This is a genomic window from Moorena sp. SIO2C4 (assembly GCF_010672485.1).
Lineage (GTDB): Bacteria > Cyanobacteriota > Cyanobacteriia > Cyanobacteriales > Coleofasciculaceae > Moorena > Moorena producens.
Genome location: NZ_JAAHGN010000918.1, coordinates 1 through 3,102 on the forward strand (window position 1 = coordinate 1; position 3,102 = coordinate 3,102).

The following is a 3,102-nucleotide window of genomic DNA, read 5'->3' on the forward strand; positions in this document are numbered from 1 at the left end:
GCTGATAGCTGATACCTGATAGCTGATACCTGATATCTGACCGCTGATAGCTAATACCTGATAGCTGATAGCTGATACCTGATAGCTGATACCTGATAGCTGATACCTGATAGCTGATACCTGATAGCTGATACCTGATAGCTGATAGCTTGCACAACCCTAACGGACATACAAACAATGACAGAATAATGGCTGTCCCGACTTGATAGAATTAATTTGATTTTTAATTCCCGCAAATCGGTAACCCAACTCTACCAAACATTCATGTACCTCTTCAAATAATGGTTGTTCCTTATACAGGGGAACAAATGACATTTCTACCAGAACACATCGCCCTATTGAAAATAGCTTTTTACCTCCCTTTATCACTTTATCTTCAACCCCTTGGACATCAATTTTTATAAAAACATCTCTCTCAAATTGATCAGACTCTAATTCTGACTGTAATAGGTCATCCAGGGGGCAAACCTTTACTTTCATTTCACTTTCTCCTGATGTCTGTGGAAATTCATTCTTACATACTTCACTTATTCGTAACATCGAAGAAGCTGGCCCATAAGAATTCTCATAAAATAACTCTTCTCCTTGATAATCCGACAACGCTACATTAAAAATTTTTAGATTAGGAATCTTAGCGCCTTTCCCTTCCAAGTCTGATATATAAGATGGCAATGGTTCAAATACATAGGTCTGTTTAGCATTGAAGTAAATGGCTAAAAATTCCGCAAAATCCCCATTATTTGCTCCAATATCAATTACCGTCTTAATCGAATAATTTTCACGAAGCCATCGCCATAGCTCCCTGCCTGGATCGGGACTCGCTTCAACAATTTGTTTGTAGTCTGAAAGCCTTAACAACTTTAAATTCATGGATGCTAACAGACGATTTACCAACCGACCAATTTCCTGTTTCACCGAAGCCATTTAGTTACTCCTATAAAACTTAATAAACTAAGTCCATAAACTGGTCTGCTGTTCTATTTTTGTCCTCATATAACCTATTTACTCGTCTCCGGAGATCCCGCTTATATCGATGATAATAAATTCCTTCCCATCGCTTCAAGTAAGCCTCTCGGTCATGGTCTAAAACAGCATTGTTAGTCTGGCGAACCGCTTCATTTCGATCATAATAATGTTCAACATAAGCCCCTGGACAATCTACAATTTCATAATTAAGCTGCCACATCTTTAAACAGAGATCACCATCAGCTTTATAAAAGATATATCGCTCTTCATCCGCCCAGTCAACTGCTGCTAGGGCTTCTTTTAAGTACATACCATGATTAACAAACAGTTTGCCACCAAGGGTATGTTGTACATAGTACTCTTCATCCTCTGGCCAATTCCGAAAATAGAAAGCTACTCCCCCTATTTTTCCGCCAGCTTTTTCCACCTCTTCAAACTTGTCCAACCCTAAATTAACCGCATTCGGTAATAGCAGACAATCATCACTGATCATCAAAATATATTTACCTTTAGCTGATTTAAAGCCAAGATTCATAAAATACCCCCAACTGCGACGCTTGAGTGGCTTTCCTTGGAATTCCCCTCGGTTATGTTGGATGATAGTAATAATATCTTTCTGCTGAATGAGCCATTCTAAAGAGCCATCCGTTGACCCCCCGTCAATCACAATGATTTCATAGGGAACCCGAATCTGATTATCTCGAACACTTTGAATCGCTTTTTCCAGTAAAGGTCTACGGTTATAACTCCCAATCACCACCGAGACGATGCAGGTTTTCTCAGAGCTAATTACCGGTTTAGCGAAAGACTTTAATATCTTCAAATGACTCAATTTTCCTGGATTAGCTGGTCCTGGATTAGCTAGTTTAATAGGAGAATGAGTCAATGAGCCATTATACAATTGTTTGACTTGACGAAAAGGCTTAGCTAGAATTTTGATATAGTTCATAAGGCACTCCTGAACACACCTGTATGGAGCCATCACCATTAAGCGATTTAGCTTAATCTGATGTGGCCGTTATAGTTGCACCCTCGGGGATAATGATATCAAACTATCCCATTGTTTATGTTATAATAACAAGTCATTATGGATAGATAAATCTAAAAATTTTCTGAAGGCTGGCCGAGTCCGTAGGGTGCGTTAGGGGCGCGCCTTGCCATCATATTCAACTTCGTAGCCAGTAGCCCCGTAACGCACCACCCAAGGGCTTGCCCTGATTTTCCGCCTCTTCGCGCCTGGTTGGGATAGTCCGTCCTGAAATTGATCACGGGCAAGATGCCCGTTCCACGCCTGATCCCCGTTCCACGCCTGATCCCCGTTCCACGCCTGATCCCCGTTCCACGCCTGATCCCCGTTCCACGCCTGATCCCCGTTCCACGCCTGATGCTCATGGCACCAAGATGCTCATGGCACCAAGATGTCCATGCCACCCACCGGGTCAAACAGCTTTAATGAGATGCACCAGATGCTTAATCCTTAGACGCGATCAATTCCCAACCGTTCCGCTGGATAGATAAAAGGAGAACCAGACAAGATGCCATCACAGATAATATCCAAACCCGGATCTGCACCAGGAAGTAATTGGTCTAGGCTAGTAATATTGAGCTTTACGTAAGGATTTTCCGATAGGGGTTCGGTAAACTGTAGGGGAATCATGCGTCTGAAAAAGAAATGGTAGGCGTACATCCTCGCCCGTTTCAGGGAATTAGAATCTAACCGTTCACCAAGGGGTAGCTTATCCAAGCATTGGAAATACTCCTCTGCTGTCGAAGGATCCATCGTGATTCCCTTATCTCGGATCCAAGCTTCACCACCAACGATCACCGGAATGCCTACACTGGTCAACTCTACTCCAGTTTTTGTCCCATAAATAATCACCGAATCGCACTCCATCATCGCTGCATAGGTACTCACAGGACTTTCTGGAGGAATGATGAAAATATTTTTAGGCAATTGAGACCAGACCTTCTTGATTTCTGGCAACAATGGTTGGCGAGAAGGCAACGTTCCCCGAATCTCTGCTGGATGAATCCGAATCAGCAGTTGTAAGTCAGAACGTTTAGCAAAATACTCAATCGTCTGGAGTACCCACGTTAGCATATTCGGAAAAGCATTAGCGCGATAGTGCAACTGGG

At 42.5% G+C, this 3,102-nt stretch carries 2 protein-coding genes and 1 pseudogene; all 3 read right to left on the reverse strand.

All coding sequences use genetic code 11. The features are described 5' to 3' along the window. Nucleotides 1-159: 159 nt before the first annotated feature. Nucleotides 160-924, reverse strand: a complete 765-nt coding sequence (locus tag F6K20_RS31355) for an FkbM family methyltransferase (protein ID WP_008188060.1) — start codon at nt 922-924, stop codon at nt 160-162. 19 nt (nt 925-943) lie between these two features. Beyond that, nucleotides 944-1,915 (reverse strand): glycosyltransferase family 2 protein, encoded by a 972-nt coding sequence (locus tag F6K20_RS31360; protein WP_287297332.1) that lies wholly within the window; start codon nt 1,913-1,915, stop codon nt 944-946. A 528-nt stretch (nt 1,916-2,443) separates the two neighbouring features. Then, nucleotides 2,444-3,102 (reverse strand): annotated as a pseudogene (locus F6K20_RS31365) (capsule biosynthesis protein); the annotation flags it as partial.

Excerpts from the sequence above, each read along its gene's own strand:
- F6K20_RS31355 (WP_008188060.1), bottom strand. The coding sequence starts at position 924 with ATGGCTTCGGTGAAACAGGAAATTGGTCGGTTGGTAAATCGTCTGTTA.
- F6K20_RS31360 (WP_287297332.1), bottom strand. The coding sequence starts at position 1,915 with ATGAACTATATCAAAATTCTAGCTAAGCCTTTTCGTCAAGTCAAACAA.